General features: G+C 68.4%; 9 protein-coding genes and 1 tRNA gene. 5 read left to right on the forward strand and 5 right to left on the reverse strand.

From position 1 onward, the window contains the following. The first annotated feature begins 92 nt into the window (after positions 1-92). The 3 genes from ACFYR3_RS29160 to ACFYR3_RS29170 all read left to right on the forward strand — a co-directional run bounded on the left by ACFYR3_RS29160 (position 93) and on the right by ACFYR3_RS29170 (position 4,644). A complete protein-coding gene (locus ACFYR3_RS29160; protein WP_389285108.1) occupies positions 93-2,633 on the forward strand; it encodes a glycoside hydrolase family 5 protein in 2,541 nt (846 codons plus the stop codon). 251 nt (positions 2,634-2,884) lie between these two features. Then, on the forward strand, positions 2,885-4,171 hold the full coding sequence (locus ACFYR3_RS29165; protein WP_389285109.1) for a MalY/PatB family protein: 1,287 nt from the start codon (positions 2,885-2,887) through the stop codon (positions 4,169-4,171). A gap of 248 nt (positions 4,172-4,419) precedes the next feature. Then, the gene (locus tag ACFYR3_RS29170; protein ID WP_389285110.1) at positions 4,420-4,644 is read left to right on the forward strand and encodes a hypothetical protein; all 225 of its coding nucleotides are present in this window, start codon (positions 4,420-4,422) and stop codon (positions 4,642-4,644) included. Positions 4,645-4,893: 249 nt separating this feature from the next. Here ACFYR3_RS29170 and ACFYR3_RS29175 read toward each other — a convergent pair whose 3' ends face one another. From ACFYR3_RS29175 to ACFYR3_RS29190, 4 genes are read right to left on the reverse strand one after another with little or no spacing between them, the layout of a single operon-like run. Further along, positions 4,894-6,090, reverse strand: coding sequence for a sn-glycerol-3-phosphate ABC transporter ATP-binding protein UgpC (locus ACFYR3_RS29175; RefSeq protein WP_355841518.1), 1,197 nt, complete (start codon positions 6,088-6,090; stop codon positions 4,894-4,896). Between the two features lie 38 nt (positions 6,091-6,128). Continuing rightward, positions 6,129-6,962 (reverse strand): carbohydrate ABC transporter permease, encoded by an 834-nt coding sequence (locus tag ACFYR3_RS29180; RefSeq protein ID WP_355841515.1) that lies wholly within the window; start codon positions 6,960-6,962, stop codon positions 6,129-6,131. Continuing rightward, entirely contained in the window at positions 6,962-7,903 is a 942-nt protein-coding gene (locus ACFYR3_RS29185) for a carbohydrate ABC transporter permease (protein ID WP_389285111.1), read from the reverse strand. The genes ACFYR3_RS29180 and ACFYR3_RS29185 overlap by 1 nt, the downstream gene beginning before the upstream one ends. Beyond that, complete coding sequence (locus ACFYR3_RS29190; protein WP_355841509.1) at positions 7,900-9,171, reverse strand: ABC transporter substrate-binding protein; 1,272 nt, start codon at positions 9,169-9,171, stop codon at positions 7,900-7,902. The genes ACFYR3_RS29185 and ACFYR3_RS29190 overlap by 4 nt, the downstream gene beginning before the upstream one ends. 438 nt (positions 9,172-9,609) lie before the next feature. Between ACFYR3_RS29190 and ACFYR3_RS29195 the strand changes: the two genes are divergently transcribed. Beyond that, positions 9,610-9,683: transfer RNA gene (locus ACFYR3_RS29195), tRNA-Met, on the forward strand. Between the two features lie 398 nt (positions 9,684-10,081). On the opposite strand, the gene ACFYR3_RS29200 is transcribed toward ACFYR3_RS29195, so the two are convergent. Continuing rightward, the gene (locus tag ACFYR3_RS29200) at positions 10,082-11,584 is read right to left on the reverse strand and encodes an FG-GAP repeat protein (RefSeq protein ID WP_389285112.1); all 1,503 of its coding nucleotides are present in this window, start codon (positions 11,582-11,584) and stop codon (positions 10,082-10,084) included. Positions 11,585-12,520: 936 nt separating this feature from the next. Here ACFYR3_RS29200 and ACFYR3_RS29205 point away from each other — a divergent pair. Further along, on the forward strand, positions 12,521-16,792 hold the full coding sequence (locus ACFYR3_RS29205; protein ID WP_389285113.1) for a discoidin domain-containing protein: 4,272 nt from the start codon (positions 12,521-12,523) through the stop codon (positions 16,790-16,792). The last annotated feature ends 16 nt before the right edge of the window (positions 16,793-16,808 follow it).

Genomic DNA, 16,808 nt, shown 5'->3' on the forward strand with positions numbered 1-16,808 from the left:
CCGCCCGGACCTGCCCGGGCGTCGCGGGGCCGGAGAAATTCCTGCTCACAGACCTTATGCGCGACCTTAGGACTGCCCTATCTTCTGCATCCATGCTCCTTGCCGATGATCAGCGCAGCGGCCGTAGGCTGGCCCGCACAGCGTCCCTCACCACCGCGGTCGTACTCGCGGTTCTCTGCGCTGCCCTCGGCTATGCCGACGGGACCGGACTGTTCGCTCCGGAGAACTGGCTGGACGCGGGTTTCGTACCCGGCAACGCTACAAGCCCTGCCTGGGCCACGGTGGTGTTCCTGCCCCTGCTGACAGGTGGCAGCGCGGTGGCCGTCCACCGGTTGGTGCACGCCGCGGCCCCCGTGGCGAGGGCGCGATGGGTCTTCGGCGCCGTCTGGTCGAGTCTGATCCTGGTGGCGTTCCTGGCCAAGCTGGCCTACAGCGTGCTGCTGCTGGCGATCGCCGGCCCGGGCGGCCTGCACCTGCTCCCGACGACCGGGTCGCTGCTCGCCGAGTGCGGTCTGACCGGCGCGAAGTACGCCGTGTTCGGGCCGCTGGTCGCGGGCTTGGCGGCATCGGCGTACTGGATCGGCGTGCGGCGCCTCCGCGGCGAGCGCGCCGCGGGGGATTCGGGCGCCGGCGTCGACCGGGTCGCCGGGTTCGCGTGGCTGCCGGCCGGTGCCGCCGTGGCGCTCCAGGCGGGTACCGGCGTGTTCGCCTGGGCCGCCGGCCCCACGCCCGGCCCCGGCATCGCCGCACTCGTCGCCGGGGGCGCGGCGGCGTTCGCAGGCGTCCTGCTCTGGCGTCGAGTGGTGTCACCGGGCCTGACCAGCGCCCGCGCCGGGGTGACGTTGTGGTCGCTCGCGGCGACGCTCACCGCGGCCGGAGCCCTCGGCTTCTCGCTGCTGTGGGTGCTGGACGGGTGCCTGGACGGTTTCGGCGGGGCTCTCTTCCCGGTCGCGTCCGTTCTGGTGCGGGCAGCGGAGGGCGTGACCGCGGGCGTGTGCACATGTCTCGTGGCCCTGCCCTGGGCCGTCGTACGGGCGCGGACACGGCGGACGGCCCCGGTCGAACGAAGGGGCGTCGCCCGTGCCGTCCGCTGGGCGCCCGTCGCGGTGGCCGCCGTCCTGGCGCTCGCCGCCGGCACCCTGGCACCGGGAACGACGGGAACGGCGGCGGCCTCCGGCGATGAGCCGCGGCAGGCCGCGGGCCGCGACCGGAACGGTCTGCTGCCGCTGACCGTGCTGCGCCGGAACGGACAGCCTCCGGTGATCGGCGACAGCGCGGGGCGCCAGGCGCTGCTCCGCGGTGTGAACGTCAACCAGCTCATCGACTACGGGCAGCCCGACCCGGCCAAGCGCACGGTGTGGCCGCTGGAGGACTCCGACTACGCTCTGATGGCCCGGTACGGATTCGACGTCCAGCGGCTGGCCCTGTCGTGGTCGGCCCTGGAGCCGAAGCGAGGCGTCTTCGACGAGGCGTATCTGGCGAGGGTGCGCACCGCGGTCGACCAGGCCGCCGCGCACGGGATCCACACCGTCCTAGACATGCACCAGGACACCTTCTCCAAGTTCGTCAGCGCGACGCCGGGGACGCACTGCCGCCCCGGGGCGACACCCGAGTTCGGCAACGACGGCGCCCCGGACTGGGCGACGCTCACCGACGGCGCCCGGGCCTGCGGCTTCCTCGGCCGCGACCTCTCGCCCAATGTGCAGCAGGCGTTCACCAACCTCTACGACGACACCGACGGCATCGGCACCGAACTGGCCCACGCCTGGGGCCGCCTCGCCGCGGACTTCGCGGACAATCCTGCCGTCGCCGGCTACGACCTCCTCAACGAGCCCGGCCCGGGCGACGCCCCCGGGGTCACCTCGTCCCTCCTGCTCGGACGCCTCTACCAGCAGGCGATCACCTCGATCCGGGCAGCGGAGTCGCGGGCTTCCGGCGGCTTCCACCACCTGGTGTTCTTCGAGCCCTCGATCCTCTGGTCGGGGCTCGGCTTCGACACCACCCCACCGGTCGGGTTCGCCGATGACCCACTGCTCGTCTTCTCGCCCCACCTGTACAGCGAGTCGATCACCATGGACCAGGGCCTGGGCGTCACCCTGACCTCGATCGAGCAGGGCTACACCACCGCCGAGCGCACCGCCCGGGCGTACGGGGCACCGCTGTGGTCGGGCGAGTGGGGATGGTTCGGGGACCCCGACGACTTCCGCTCCCGGTTCGACCGTTTCCTGGAACGGCAGAACACCGACCTGCTGGGTTCGGCGATCTGGGTGTGGAAGAAGGCCTGCGGTGACCCGCAGAACGACCCCGCGGCCACCACCTCGGGCGGCGGCGTCGTGTTGTACACCTGCCCCGACGGCAAGCCGCTGCCGAGCCCGGCCTTCGAGACCACGGCGCTGTCCCAGGCGTACCCGCGGAGCGCCCCCGGTCGCCTGAAATCCCTGCGCTCCTCCGTCACCACGCGGGACCTGCGGCTGTCGGGCTCCGGGGCGGGCACCCTGGACGTGTGGGTCCCCGGCCCCGGCCGCCCGCAGGCCACCGGGAGCGGTCTCAGCGGCATCAGGCTGGCGCAACAGCCCGGCGGCTGGCGATTCACCGCGCACACCTCCGGTCAGTACACCCTCCACGTGGTGTAGTGGCCGCCGTCGGCCGGCCCACCTCGGGGGTGCGCCTGCCGACGGCCACGGCCTCCGCAGGTCTTGCGACACGCCGGAACCGCCGCTTCACCACCGTGACCGGCTGATCGCCGTGACCCGCCCCGTCACGGCCCTACCAGCACCCACAGCCTGGCAGGCGCAACCTCATCCCGGCCTCACAGGCGCCGGCCGGACGACCGCGACCGGTCCCACCGCTCACCGTGATGGACCCACGCTTCTAGCATCCAGTCATGGCACCTGATACCACCCCGCAGAACCGGACACGGCAGAGCACCCCCGCGGCCGAGACCGGATCGGTCTTCGATGCCGTCGTCGACCGCAGGAACAGCAACTCCATGAAGTGGGCCAGTGCACATCAGTTCCTGACGGCCGACGAGGCTGCGGCCGACCCGCTGCCGATGTGGGTCGCCGACACCGACTTCAAGGCCCCCCAGGCCGTGATCGACGCGCTCCACCAGGCTGTGGACTACGGCGTCTTCGGGTATCCAGGCGGCGCGACCGACAGCTACCTCGACGCCGTGACCGGCTGGCAGGCCAAGCGATTCGGATGGGAGGTCCCCCGGGAGTGGGTGATGCAGACCGCCGGCATCATCACCACGCTCAAGACGGTTGTGCAGGCGTTCTCCGCGCCGGGCGACTCGGTGCTCATCCAGCCTCCGGTCTACGTCCACTTCCACGACGACGTCCTGCTGAACGGCCGTCACCTCGCGTTCGCGCCGCTGCAGCGGACCGACGACGGCTACCGGTTCGACGCTTCGACGTTCGAGTCCGCGATCCGCCCCGACACCAAGCTGTTCATCCTCAGCCACCCTCACAACCCCACTGGAACCGTGTGGTCGGAGGACGAACTGCGGACCATGGGCGAGATCTGCGCCCGGCATGATGTCCTGGTCGTCTCCGATGAGATTCACGAGGACCTCATCATCAACGCGGACCGCAAGCACATCCCTTTCGCCTCGCTCGGCGAGGAGTTCGCACGGAACAGCATCACCTGCACATCTCCCAGCAAGACGTTCAACCTTGCCGGCCTGCAGAGCGCCAACGTCTTCGTACCTGATCCCAGGCTGCGGGCGGAACTGGCCCGCCAGTACGAGCGCAACGTGTTCCCGCTGGTCAACGGGTTGGGCATGGTCGCGGCCGAGGCGGCCTATGTGCACGGTGAGCCCTGGCTGGAGGAGTTGCTCACGTACCTGCGTGGCAATCACGCGCACTTCGCGCAGGCGGTCAATTCCGCCACCTCCAAGGTGCGGGTCCTGCCGGCCGACTCGCTGTATCTGGCGTGGATGGACTGCCGGGGACTGGGGATGGACGCCGAGTCGCTGGACAAGTTCATGCTCACCAGGGCACGGCTGTGGCTGGACAAGGGACAGAAGTTCGGGATCGAGGGCCACGGCTACATGCGGGTGAACCTGGGCTGTCCCCGCTCCACGCTGGACGAGGCCGTGGACCGGCTGCTCGCGGCTCTCGGAGCCACGCCACCGTCCACGAATCCAGGTGCGCCCGGGCCAGTTGCGTAATCACCACCAGGGACATACTGCCGGTCGGGTTCGACGAGCAGGGCCAGAGGAGGGATCGGTGTCCGCGGCGATCGCGTCGCGGGCGGCCTGCACCGACCTGTTCCGCACGTGCACCCGGTGCGGAATCCCGTCGATCACCTGCCAGTGATCCCGACACGGGCCACTACGTGCTCCAGCGGGCGGCGAGCGGTTCGTACTGCCCGGTAGTCTCGCTCCGTCCATATGGCAACGACGGGGGCGTCCGCGAGATGGCGAAGCCGGTACGTGCGGCGCTGGGTGAGATCTGGATCACTTGCCAGATCTGCGAGGGGGACCTGTTCCGGGTGCGGGATGTCCTGCTGAACAGCGCCGGCATGGAGTTCTTCACGTTGGCATGGGCCGACGAGAACGCGACAGGCCTTATTTGCTGGCGGTGCGGCTACGTCCACCTCTTCGTCAACAAGGACATCAAGGTCTACCGGGTTCGAAAATAGCGGAGCTCACCCGGCGAAACGCGGGTACGGGGCGTGAGCCCGTCGACCCCTCGATGCGGACCATGGGCGGGGCGGTCACTGAGGTCTGCTCGCCTCGATCCCGGCCGCCACCACCGTCCAGCGGCTCCTGGGGGCCGGGCTGGACGGCACGCCGCCGACCGGGCCCGCGCTACAGACCCCCGACCCGTCGTCCCGCGCACCGTGCCTGCCACCGCGAGCGTCGGCCGGATCTGCCCGCTGCACACCCTGTCAGTCGGCGGGCTCGTCGGACAGTGTCAGGTTGGCCCCGGAGGACGGGTCGAAGACGTGCATCTTGGCGGTGTCCACCCAGAGTTCGGCCCGGCTGCCCTCGCGCACCCGCGTGGAGGCGTTGAGGCGGGTGACGATCTGGTGCCCGCCCGCGCCGGTGTCGGTCATTCCCGAGTCGGCCGCGAGCTCGGCGAGTTCGGAGGTGGCGGTGGGCTGCCACTCGTCCTCGGTGAAGTAGGCGTAGACATCGGATCCCAAGGACTCGACCACGTCGATGTCCACGCTGAAGGTCGTACCCGATCCGGCCCTGCCCTGGTCCACCAGGGCGGCGTCCTCGAAGGCCTCCGGGCGCAGCCCCACGATCAGGTCCCTGGGGGCGTTGTGCCGTTCGAGGGTGCGGCGCAGTCGGTCGCTGAGGTCGAGGTCGCCCACCGAAGTGCGCAGGCGGTGCTCCTCGGCGGTGGCGTGCAGGAAGTTCATTGCGGGCGAACCGATGAACCCGGCGACGAAGAGGTTCTTGGGCTGCTCATAGAGGCGTTGCGGGGTCCCGATCTGCTGTACCACTCCGCCGCGCATCACCACCACCCGGTCGCCCAGTGTCATGGCTTCGGTCTGGTCGTGGGTGACGTAGACCGTGGTGCTGCCCAGGCGTTGTTGCAGGCGCGAGATCTGGGTGCGCATCTGGACGCGGAGCTTCGCGTCCAGGTTGGAAAGCGGCTCGTCCATCAAGAACGCCTTCGGGTTGCGCACGATGGCCCGACCCATCGCCACCCGTTGGCGTTGACCCCCGGAGAGGTTGGCGGGCTTGCGGTCCAGATGCTCCGTCAGGTCGAGGATGCGGGCGGCCTCTTCGACCTTCTCGCGGATGGTCGCCTTGTCCACTTTGGCCAGCCGGAGCGCGAAACCCATGTTGTCGCGCACGCTCATGTGCGGGTAGAGGGCGTAGCTCTGGAAGACCATGGCGATGTCGCGGTCCTTCGGGGTCTTGTCGTTGACGACCTGTCCGTCGATCAGGAGGGTGCCCTCGGTGATGTCCTCCAGCCCGGCGATCATGTTGAGGGTGGTGGACTTACCGCAGCCGGAGGGACCGACGAGGATGACGAACTCGCCGTCCCCGACACTGAGGTTGACGTCATTCACCGCCAACGCACCATCGGGGTAGCGCTTGGTGATGCCTTCGAGAACGATCTCTGCCACGGTCGGTCCTTCTTGTCCTGACGAACGGCTGCCGCCGGTCAGCCCTTGACGGCTCCGGAGGTGAGCCCGGCCACGATGCGCCGCTGGAAGAGCAGCACGAAGATGATGATGGGGATGGTGATCACCACGGCGGCGGCGGCGATCGAACCGGTGGGCTGGGCGAACTGACTGCTCCCGGTGAAGAAGGCGATGGCCGCCGGCACGGTCCGGGCCGCCGAGGTCGAGGTCAGTGAGATCGCGAAGAGGAAGTCGTTCCAGCAGAAGATGAACACCAGGATCGCCGTGGTGAACACTCCCGGCGCCGCGAGCGGAGCGATCACCAGCCGGAACGCCTGCGCCGGGGTGGCACCGTCCACCTTGGCCGCCTTCTCCAAGTCCCAGGGGATTTCCCGGAAGAAGGCCGACAGGGTGTAGATGGCAAGCGGCAGGGAGAAGGTCATGTACGGGATGATCAGACCGGTCCAGGTGTCGAAAATGCCGATGATCCGCTCGATGTTGAACAACGGCGAGACCAGCGAGATGGGCGGGAACATGGCGATCAACAGCGACATGCCGATCAGCAGGGTCTTGCCGGGGAAACGGAGCCGGGCGACGGCATAGGCGGCCATGGTGCCCAGCACGACCGCGATCACCGTGGAGATCAGGGCGATGCCGATGGAATTGATCAGCGAGCGGGTGAACTCGGAGGTCTGGAAGATCCCGCGGTAGTTCTCCCACGTCCACTTGGTCGGGATGAAACTGCCGTCGGTGAGGGTGCTGGGGTCCTTGAAGGACAGAGCGACGATCCACCAGACCGGGAACAGCGCGTAGGCGATCACGAGGATGTTGACCACGGCCCACCCCGACATCCGGCGTCGTCCGGCGGCGGACATCAGCGTCCCCCTTCCTGAGAGCCGGGGGCGGCTGCCCCGAAGAGTTTGATGAAGGCGAAGGCGATCAATCCCACGCACAGGAAGATGAGTACGGAGATGGCCGAGCCGATGCCGAGGTTGAGCGCGGTGAAGAGGTTGTCGTAGCCCAGGATGGACACCGAGCCGGTGTTGTGCGCGCCGGACGTGAGGATGTAGATGTTGTCGAAGATCCGGAAGGCGTCCAGGGTGCGGAAGAGCAGGGCGACCAGGATGGCCGGCTTCATCAGGGGTACGGTCACCAGGAAGAAGCGCTGCCAGGCTCCGGCGCCGTCCACCTGGGCCGCGCGCAGCGTCTCCTCCGGCACCAGGGCGAGGCCGGCGAGCAGCAGCAGGGCCATGAAGGGTGTGGTCTTCCACACCTCGGCCAGGATGATCAGGCCGATGGCCGGCCACTGCTCGGTCAGGGGAGCGCTGCCGGAGGGCAGGAGATCGGCCAGGTAGCCGGTTTCCGGGGTCCAGGCGTACTGCCAGGAATAGGCGGCGACCACGGTGACGATGCCGTACGGGATCAGGATGGCGGTACGAACCGTCCCGCGGCCGAAGATGGTGCGGTGCATCACCAGCGCCAGGGCGAATCCGAGGACGAGTTCCACGACCACGGAGACCACGGTGATGAGCACCGTCACCCACAGAGCCTGCCACCAGAACTCGGAGGACAGCACGGCGCCGTAGTTGCTGAAGCCGACGAACCGCGCTTGTTGTGGAAAGCGCAGGTCGTATCGCTGGAGTGAGAGGTAGATCGCGTAGACGATCGGGTAGGCGGTGACGGCGAGCATGACGATCACGGCGGGTGCGCACAACAGCCAGCCCAATCGGCGCTCCTGCCGGGCCCCTTCGGACAGAGCGGGGTCGTTTTTGGGCGCCGGTGCGTCCTGAGGGGCGGTCGGAGCCGACTGGGTCACGGGATCAGCCCCTTCGAGGCGAGGGCGTCCTTGATCTGGCCACTGATCTTCTGCACGTCCGGTCTCGGTTGGATCCCGTTCGGCGGCGACAGGGTGTGCGAGATCGCGATGGACACGTTCTGGTAGGCGGGGGTCTTGGGCCGGATGCTGGCGTTCTCCAGGGCCGTCAGAACGGTGGAGGCGAAGGGGTAGTTCTTGACCAGCGAGGGGGACGAGTAGAGCGAGCGGAGCGTGGGTGGGAGCCCGCCCTTGAGCGCCGCGGTCAACTGGTTCTGCCGGTTCCGCAGGCACAGAGCCGCCTCGAAGGCGAACCCGGAGTGACGGGAGTAGGCGCCGATGGCCAGGTCGATGCCGCCGATGGTGGGCTTGGCCGGCCGACCCCTTTCGACCCCCGGGTAGGGCGCCCATCGGAACTGCTTGAAGAGCGAGGGGTTGTTGGCCTTCATCGAGGGATACACGAAGGGGTAGTTGATCTCGAAGGCCGCGCTGCCGGACTCCATGGCCAGCCGGTTCTGGTCCTCCATCTGATTGGACAGGGACGGATCGGCTGCGGCCGAGGTGGCCAGGGCCTTCATGATGGAGGCCGCGCGCACGGCGGGTGGGCCCAACTTGGGAGCCGTGGCGGTCGCGTTCAGGATGGAGCCGCCGGCGCTCTCCACCAGCGTGTTGAACCAGACCGTGAGTCCTTCGTACTGTGCGCCCTGGATCTCCACGTAGTGCGGCTTGCCCTGCTTCGCCAGACGGCCGGCCATCTGGATCATCTCGGCCCAGGTCGTGGGCGGCGTGGGGACCAGGTCCTTGCGATACCAGAGCAGTTGGGTGTTCGTGTTGTACGGGACGGCGTACAACCGGCCCTTCCATGTGGCCGTCCGCAGGGGGACCTCCAGGGTGTCCCGGATGGCCGCGGTGCGGTTGCTTCCGGTCCACGGCAGGATCCATTTGGCTTCCGCGAACTCGGCGGGCCAGGTGACGTCCAGCCCGATGATGTCGACGGTGTTGTCCTTGGCGGCCAGTCGACGCACCAGTTGCTGGCGCTGCCCGTCCGCGGTACGGGGCAGTTTGTTGTAACTGATCCGGTAGCGCCCACCGGACTGCTTGGAGCAGGCGCCGGCCGCACTGGCCAACGCACCGGAATCATCGGGAAAGTTGTACCAGTTGAGCGTCACCGGCCCGCCACCTCCGGAACTGCAGCCGGCCAGCAGAGCTGCCGACAGGCACAGAGCGAGCAGAATCCGTTGGAGGCCACGGATGCCGGACGAAAGCCCCACCCTCACACTCCTTCCGGACCAGTACGGGAAATCCGGACAGAGCAGGGGAAAGCCCGGACGCGCGACAGGCTAGGCCAGCACCCGGCTTCAGCCCGCACGCCTCACCAACCAGTCATCCGAACGGCCGCACAGAACACGGCAGACGCCGCAGAACCGCCCTCTGATCGGGGGACACCACGTATACCTTCCAAGCGCCACCCCGGCGCCGTTGAGGGCCGGCATGACGGCGACCAGCATGAGGCTGTAGGCGAGGGGGGCAGATGGCGACGCTGCCGGCGACCACCGGAACCTCTACGACGCGTGGCAGGACACAATCGAGACCTCGGTTCACAGCGGGGCCGGTACGAGTACGCCACCAAGGTCGGCTTCGCCGCAGAGGCTCTGCGGCGGACGGTGGTGTTTGGTACCTGCTCTGATGGCGTACGGTGGGGACAACGACGCGGGGTGGAGCAGCTCGGTAGCTCGCTGGGCTCATAACCCAGAGGTCGCAGGTTCAAATCCTGTCCCCGCTACTGTTGAAGAGGGCCCGGATCCATTCGATCCGGGCCCTCTCGCTTTCCCGGAGGATCCACGTCTGGCTCCTGCCTGACACAAGGCCGAGGCTGGGCTCTCCCGCGGGGCGACATGCCGGTCACGGCCTTCGCCCCATGAACGGCCGTCGGCCCGCGCGCTCGCCGAGGTGTCGCGTTCGGGCGCTTGCCCAGCAGGCTCCCTAAAAGACAGCCGACCCAAGCCGCCCGCGAAGGTGCGAGGCGAGTGAAGGGCCCGCGGGTCGACTTCAGTTCCGTGAGCGGGCTGGCGGCTGTGGCGCCGTGCCCGATCCCCGCGGACACAGCGCCGTACTCGGCGAGCAGAAGGGCGCACCACTGCCTCCCAAGGGAGACTGAACGCCCAGCCCTCCTCGGCTTCGCTACTCGTCGATCGCCGTGCCGAACCGCCCATGGGACACCGGTGCCCCGAGCCTCGGCCCGTCGTAGGTCCACGAACCCTTGGCGATCAACCCCGACGACGAGGCGGGAATGACCCATACGATGCCGTCGCCGGTGTTCTCACCCGGTGCCGCCGCCAGCAGGCCGAACAGGCCGTCCTTGTCGGCGTCGATCAGCCGCACCTGGCCGCCCCAGTGGTCTGAGGCCTCCGCCGCGCCGGGAATGCCGGCGGAGTTCTGGTCGAAGCTGCGTGCCCCGGTCGCCGTCAGCCCGCCCGGTGCGCCGCGCAGCGTCCAGACCGCACCCGCGTCGGGCACGGAACCCACGTCCTCGCCGGGCGCGCCGATGGCGAGGTCCGGGCGGCCGTCGCCGTCGGTGTCACCGGATGACAGTTCAGAGCCCCACCGGTCGCCTGCCTCGGCTGTGCCGGGGACGCCGGGGGAGTCCTGCGTCCACGTCTGCGCCGGGGTCGGGTCGAGGCCGGAGAGGTCGCCCTTGCCCAGGTAGACGGAGACCGATCCACCGACGGGCGAGCCGACGCCCGTGTCGCCGATGGCCAGGTCGTCCTGGCCGTCGTGGTTGAAGTCGCTGGAGACGACGGCGGGACCGCCTTCGAACGCGCCGCCGTCCCCCAGTTCCTCGACGCTGGGCGCGCCGTGCAGCACCTGGGTGGCGCCGATGCCCGGCTGGTCGCCGGTGGTCACACCGGAGATGGCCAGGTCAGCCCATGAGTCCTCGTTGTAGTTGCCGTGGCTGAGACTGCGGAAGGCGAAACCCGTCTCCTTCGGGCTCATGTCCCGAGCCCGGACTCCCGTGTCCACCACTTTCAGTTGCCGGGCCGGCGCCTCCGGCGCGGCGGTGAAGAACAGCAGCGTGTCGTTCTCCAGGAGGGCGATGCTGTCGCGCAGGTTGGCGTCCGGGGCTGCCGGGTCCGGGGCGAAGTACCGGGCCGCTTCGATGCCCAGACCGAAGTTCGAGCCGGCCCGCAGCTGGTCGGGGTCCTGCAGCCAGGTGCTGTCGCTGCCGTGCAGCCCGGTCGGCGAGCCCCAGAAGACGGTGGCGCCGCCCGTGTCGGACAGTCCGGCCAGGTCCTCGCCGGGGATGCCGACGATCGCGTCGTCGTAACCGTCGTTGTCCAGGTCACCCGAGGCCACGGCACCGCCGAAGCCGTCGCCGGCCTCGGCCGCGCCCGGGACGCCGGAGGAGTTCTGCTGAAGGACGCTCTTCCTGGTCGTGCTGAGACCACTTGACGAGCTGTACTGCACGGTGACGTAGCCGGCGGCCTTGGCGCCGCTCACCGTGGCGGCCGGGGCGCCGATCAGTACGTCGTCGAACCCGTTGCCGTCGTAGTCGCAGTTGTGCTGCTGCCAGCCGATGGACGGAAAGGGCACGGCGGCCTGCGCCGCGGGGGCCGCAACGATCGTGCCGCCACCGAGGCTGAGGAGTGCGGCGGCCGTCAGGGCCGCGCTTTTGATGTGACGCACTGGAGAGATCCTCCTTCGTTTCTGGATTGCTCTACGAGGTCCTGTACCGCCGCGGCTTCTTGCGCGCGTGGCGCCGGAGGTGCGCGGTCGGCTCCCCGGCCGACGGCGAGGCGCAGTTCAGGGATTGGGATAGGGGCAGGGAGTGGCACAGGCACGGCAGTGCAACACCCCCCTTGCATCCACTCAGAAGACATCCCAAGTTCGTACGGGGTTGTAGTCAGCACGCCGGACATTCGTCGGATTCAGAGCCGCCGATGCGGACGGCGCCCGTTGCAGGCGGCTTCGCGCGGGGTGAGCGAGTGATGTATCCGGCCGGTCATCGCGACCGGCCAGTGCCAGCTCCGCAATGGGATGCGACACGGTCTGTATGAGGTCCGGCTCTTTTGCGGCGACGCATGGAAGCGCAAAAAATTGCGTAACTTTCGTTGGCTTGCATTTCGGGCCGCAAGGCCTGGACCGGCGCGTGCGGGCGTTGACGCCGGGTGACGCCGACGCAGGCGACAGCTGCTTCTGAAGGGTCGACGCGAGGCTCTCGGTGGGCGGCATATGGAGATTGACCCCGGAGAAGGGCCGCTCCGGGGGTGCCCGGCTGACTCGCCTTGGCCCTTCGGGTCTCGCGCATGGACCGGTTCATCGGTCTGCCGACTTTGTGCGCCATGTCCTTGGCGTTGAGACTCGGCTGTTGATGGTGAAACTTGTGGCGTCCTGGCCGTAGACGCACTCGCACCGCTCTGCAATATTGCGATGAAACAATGCAAGAACCTGCGTGTGATCCTCCTTTCGGGGATCGCACATGTCCGTACAGACAGCTCTTGCCGTCCAGTCCGTTCGAACCGTTCGGACCATTCAGTCGTACCGCGCCACCGCTCTGCCCAGGAACGAGCCGACCTCGCCGCCCCCTCCGGCGCGCGAACCTCCGCAGGGAGTGAACCTCGTATGACTCCACACAAGCCGAGATCCTGGAGACGCCGCGCAGTGACCGCCGCGCTCGCCTCCGCCGTCATGGTTCTGGGTCTGCCCGCCGTCGGCGCCCACGCCGTCGGCGGTCCCAACGCCGCCGCGGACGCCGCCACCAAGGCCGGCAGCGTCCGCGGCGCACATACGGCCGCCAATGTCACAGACGGCGACGCCGACACCTATTGGCAGGCCGGAAAGAAGTCGGCCCAGTGGGTGCAGACCGACCTCGGGCGGACCGAGCGCGTCCGCCAGGTCGTGCTGCGACTGCCCGAGCACTGGCAGACCCGCACGCAGTCGCTGGCGCTTCAGGGCAGCGCCGACGGAAAGAGCTTCGCCACACTCAAGTCGTCGGCGCAGTACGTCTTCGGCCCCGGCAACGGGAACACGGTGAAGGTCTCCTTCCCCGCGACCCTCGCCCGGTACGTACGGGCGGACTTCAGCGGCAACTCGGTCGCCTCCACCGCCCAGCTCGCCGAGATGCAGATCCTCACGACAGCCGCCTCGACCCCCAACCTCGCCCAGGGCAAGCCCTTCACCGAGAGCGGGCACGCCGACGTGTACGGCGCGGCCAACGCCGGCGACGGCAACCGGGCCACCTACTGGGAGAGCACGAACAACGCTTTCCCGCAGTGGCTCCAGGTCGACCTCGGATCATCGGTCAAGGTGAACCAGGTGGCGCTGCGGCTGCCCGGGGGATGGCCGAGCCGCAGCCAGACGCTGAAGGTCCAGGGCTCGACCGACAACCAGAACTTCACGGACCTGACGGCCTCGAAGGCGTACACCTTCGACAGTGGCGACGACCAGTCGGCGACCATCGCCCTCGACACCACCACGACGCGGTACGTGCGGGTGCTGTTCACCGCCAACACCGGCTGGCCCGCCGGGCAGTTGTCCGAGCTGGAAGTCTACGGACCGGCCACCGGCGACACCCAGGCACCGACCGCGCCGTCCAACCTGGCCTTGACCGAACCGGCCACCGGGCAGATCAAGTTGACCTGGAACGCGGCGAGCGACGACACGGCCGTCACCGGGTACGACATCTATGCCAACGGCCAACTGCGGGCGAGCGTCGCCGGGAATGTCCTGACCTACATCGACACGCAGCCGGCCGGCACCGACATCACGTACTTCGTACGGGCGAAGGACGCGGCGGGCAACATCTCCTCCAACAGCAACAGCGTCACCCGCCAGGGATCGGGCGGGGACACCCAGGCCCCCACGGCACCCGGCAACCTCGCCTACACGCAGTCCGGCAGCGACGTGAAGCTCACCTGGCAGGCGTCCGCCGACAACGTGAAGGTCACCGGCTACGACGTCTACGCCAACGGCCAACTCGTCAAGTCCGTGGCGGGTGACGTCACGACGTACACCGACACCCCGTCGGCGACGGCCACGGTCACCTACTACGTGAAGGCGAAGGACGCCGCGGGCAACGTGTCGGCGGCGAGCAACAGCGTCACCCGGACCGGCTCCGGTTCGGGATCCGACCTCGCCCAGGGCAAGCCTGTCGAGGCGTCCTCCTACACCTTCACCTACGTCGCGGCCAACGCCAACGACGGCCAGATCGGCACCTATTGGGAGAGCGGAGGCGGAGCCTACCCGGCCACCCTCACCATCAAGCTGGGTGCCAACGCCGACCTCAGCCAGGTCGTCGTCAAACTCAACCCGGACGCCGCCTGGGCGACCCGGACCCAGAACGTCCAGGTGCTCGGCCGCGACCAGGACGCGACGGCCTTCACCAGCCTCACCGCGGCGAAGGACTACACGTTCAACCCGTCCAGCGGCAACAGCGTGACCATCCCGGTCTCCGGCTCCGCCGCCGACATCCAGCTCAAGTTCACTTCCAACTCCGGCGCCCCGGGCGCGCAGGTCGCCGAGTTCCAGGTGATCGGCTCCCCGGCGGCCAACCCCGACCTCAAGGTCACCGGCATCACCAACACGCCCGCGGCCCCGGTCGAGTCGGACGCCATCAGCCTCGCCGCGACCGTCACCAACAGCGGGAGCAAGGCGGCCAAGGCCACCGACCTCAACTTCACCCTCGGCGGGACCAAGGTCGCCACGGCGGACGTCCCGGCGCTCGCGGCCGGTGAGACGACGACGGTCACCGCGAGCATCGGAGCCCGGGACGCGGGCAGTTACCCGGTCGGGGCCGAGGTGGACCCGTCGAACAAGGTGATCGAGCAGAACGAGGCGAACAACACCTTCACCCGCTCCGACGCCCTCGTCGTCAAGCCCGTCTCCAGCTCCGACCTCCTGGCCGCACCGGTCTCCTGGACCCCCTCCAGCGCGTCGGCCGGCGACGAGGTCGAGTTCGCCGTCGCGATCAAGAACCAGGGGACGGTGGCCGCCTCCTCCGGCGCCCACGGTGTCACGCTGACGATCCAGGACTCCAAGGGCGCTACCGTCAAGACGCTCAGCGGTTCCTACGACGGTGCCATCGCCGCGGGCCAGACGACCGCACCGGTCGGCCTCGGTTCGTGGACGGCCGTCAACGGCAAGTACACCGTCAAGACGGTCATCGCCGACGACACCAACGAACTGCCGGTCAAGCGGGCCAACAACACCACCACGCAAGCCCTGTTCGTCGGCCGCGGCGCCGACATGCCGTACGACATGTACGAGGCCGAGGACGGCACCCTCGGCGCCGGCGCCAAGGTCGTCGGCCCGAACCGGACCGTCGGCGACATCGCCGGCGAGGCGAGCGGCCGCAAGGCGGTGACCCTCAACGGGACCGGCCAGTACGTCGAATGGACCACCCGCGCCGCGACCAACACCCTGGTGACCCGCTTCTCGATCCCGGACGGTACCGACACGACGCTCGACGTGTACGTGGACGGCCAGTTCCTCAAGGCGATCGACCTCACCTCGAAGTACGCCTGGCTCTACGGCAACGAGACCGCGCCCGGAAACTCGCCCGGCTCCGGTGCCCCTCGCCACATCTACGACGAGGCGAACCTGCAGCTCGGCAAGACCGTTCCGGCCGGCTCCAAGATCCGGCTCCAGAAGGACGCGGCCAACGCCTCCACCTACGCCATCGACTTCGTCAACACCGAGCAGGCGACGGCGGTCCCGAACCCGGACCCGGCTGCCTATACGGTCCCGGCGGGCTTCTCCCACCAGGACGTGCAGAACGCACTCGACAAGGTCCGCATGGACACCACGGGCAAGCTGGTCGGCGTCTACCTGCCAGCCGGTGACTACGAGACCTCCAGCAAGTTCCAGGTCTACGGCAAGGCGGTCAAGGTCGTCGGAGCCGGGCCGTGGTTCACCCGCTTCCACGCCCCCGCCTCGCAGGAGAACACCGACGTCGGCTTCCGGGCCGAGGCCACCGCCAACGGCTCGTCGTTCACCGGCTTCTCCTACTTCGGCAACTACACGTCCCGGATCGACGGTCCGGGCAAGGTGTTCGACTTCTCCAACGTCGCCAACATCACCATCGACGACATCTGGGTCGAGCACATGGTGTGCCTCTACTGGGGCGCCAACACCGACAACATGACCCTCAAGAACGCCCGCATCCGGGACACCTTCGCCGACGGCATCAACATGACGAACGGCTCCACGGACAACCATGTCGTCAACAACGACGCGCGTGCCACGGGCGACGACAGCTTCGCCCTCTTCTCGGCGATCGACGCCGGCGGCGCCGACGAGAAGAACAACCTCTACGAGAACCTGACATCGACGCTCACCTGGCGAGCGGCCGGGATCGCCGTCTACGGCGGCTACAACAACACCTTCCGCAACCTCCGTGTCGCCGACACCCTGGTCTACTCCGGCATCACGATCTCCTCGCTGGACTTCGGCTACCCGATGAACGGCTTCGGGACCGATCCCACGACGATCGAGAACGTCTCCCTGGACAGAACGGGCGGCCACTTCTGGGGCTCGCAGGTCTTCCCCGCCATCTGGGCGTTCTCCGCCTCCAAGGTCTTCCAGGGCATCAGGGTGAACGACGTCGACATCGACGACTCCACCTACGGAGGCGTCATGTTCCAGACCAACTACTCCGGTGGCCAACCCCAGTTCCCGGTGAAGGACACGATCTTCACCGACATCTCCATCACCAACTCCAAGAAGAGCGGCGACGCCTTCGACGCCAAGTCGGGATTCGGCATCTGGGCCAACGAGTTGCCGGAACCCGGTCAGGGCCCGGCTGTCGGCGAAGCCACCTTCCGCAACTTGCGGATGAGCGGCAACGCCCAGGACATCCGCAACACGACCAGTACCTTCAAGATCACTGTCGAGTAGGAGGAACGCGAACCGC

Source organism: Streptomyces sp. NPDC005784 (assembly GCF_042871525.1).
GTDB lineage: Bacteria > Actinomycetota > Actinomycetes > Streptomycetales > Streptomycetaceae > Streptomyces.

What these genes read in the sequence shown, in the direction of transcription:
- ACFYR3_RS29205 (WP_389285113.1), top strand. Translation starts at nt 12,521, where the DNA reads ATGACTCCACACAAGCCGAGATCCTGGAGACGCCGCGCAGTGACCGCC.
- ACFYR3_RS29170 (WP_389285110.1), top strand. Translation starts at nt 4,420, where the DNA reads ATGGCGAAGCCGGTACGTGCGGCGCTGGGTGAGATCTGGATCACTTGC.
- ACFYR3_RS29165 (WP_389285109.1), top strand. Translation starts at nt 2,885, where the DNA reads ATGGCACCTGATACCACCCCGCAGAACCGGACACGGCAGAGCACCCCC.
- ACFYR3_RS29160 (WP_389285108.1), top strand. Translation starts at nt 93, where the DNA reads ATGCTCCTTGCCGATGATCAGCGCAGCGGCCGTAGGCTGGCCCGCACA.
- ACFYR3_RS29180 (WP_355841515.1), bottom strand. Translation starts at nt 6,962, where the DNA reads ATGTCCGCCGCCGGACGACGCCGGATGTCGGGGTGGGCCGTGGTCAAC.